Raw genomic sequence first — 887 nt, forward strand, 5'->3', positions numbered from 1 at the left:
CGCGCGGGCGGTTTCGTCGCCGCGCGCTTGCGGCGCCGGCGCGGGCGCCGCAGGGTGAACCTGCGCCCGCCCCGCGGCGCCGCCGTCCCCGCCGAGGAACCCGAAGTGAAAACGCTGCTCGCCCTGCTCGCCTGGTGCCTGCTGTTCGTGCTGTGCTGGCCGCTGGCCTTGCTCGCGCTGGTGCTGTGGCCGCTGGTGTGGCTGCTGGCGCTGCCGCTGCGATTGGTCGGGATCACCCTGAGCGCGGTGTTCGCGTTCCTGCAGTCCCTGCTGTATTTGCCGGCGCGCGCGCTCGGCTGGCGCCCGGCGCGGGCGCACTGCGCGCCGTGAGCCGCGCCGCGCAACCCCGTGCAACCAGCCGCCCCTGAAGAGCGGAGCCTTATGTGCAGCGGCCGAGCCGCAGCGGCGACGCGCGCCCCCGCGCGGGCGCCGCTGCGGCCGAAAATCGTGGTGCGGCCAGCACATCGGCCGGTTCGAGTCAATGCATGCGCGGCGATTAACTCAATTCAGCCGCGCTGACCGCCGGCCCAACCGCCGCGCCGGGGCCGACCCCGGGCGGACGCGCACGGCGTGTAAAATGACGAACTTTTAGCCAGACCAGTTTGTTGATAGTGGAATCTCCCCGACGGGCGGCGGTCCGTGGTCCCGCCCTGATCCGCCTGCTCGCCCGGTTCGCCGACGCGGACGTTGCGCCCAGCGCGCCGCCGCTGTCGGACCGGCTCAGCCAATGGATCGAATGGACGCAGTCCCTGGCCCTGTCTTCGGTCCTGGACGGCGCCGCGCCCGTGCCCGGCTTCGGCGCGCCCACGCCGGTGGACGCGGAGGAGCGCGAATGCGCGCGCGTGCGCCAGGCGCTGGCCGCGGCCATCGCCGGCGACCGCGCCTTC

General features: G+C 74.1%; 2 protein-coding genes. Both read left to right on the forward strand.

Features of this window, described 5'->3' with window-relative positions; all coding sequences use genetic code 11:
* The first annotated feature begins 105 nt into the window (after nt 1-105).
* Nucleotides 106-330 (forward strand): hypothetical protein, encoded by a 225-nt coding sequence (locus A7A76_RS18630; RefSeq protein ID WP_206412609.1) that lies wholly within the window; start codon nt 106-108, stop codon nt 328-330.
* Between the two features lie 281 nt (nt 331-611).
* A partial coding sequence (locus A7A76_RS18635) for a DUF3348 family protein (RefSeq protein ID WP_206412608.1) occupies nt 612-887 on the forward strand: 276 nt, incomplete at its 3' end.

The sequence above is a fragment of the Lysobacter enzymogenes genome (genome assembly GCF_017168095.1).
Lineage (GTDB): Bacteria > Pseudomonadota > Gammaproteobacteria > Xanthomonadales > Xanthomonadaceae > Lysobacter > Lysobacter enzymogenes_D.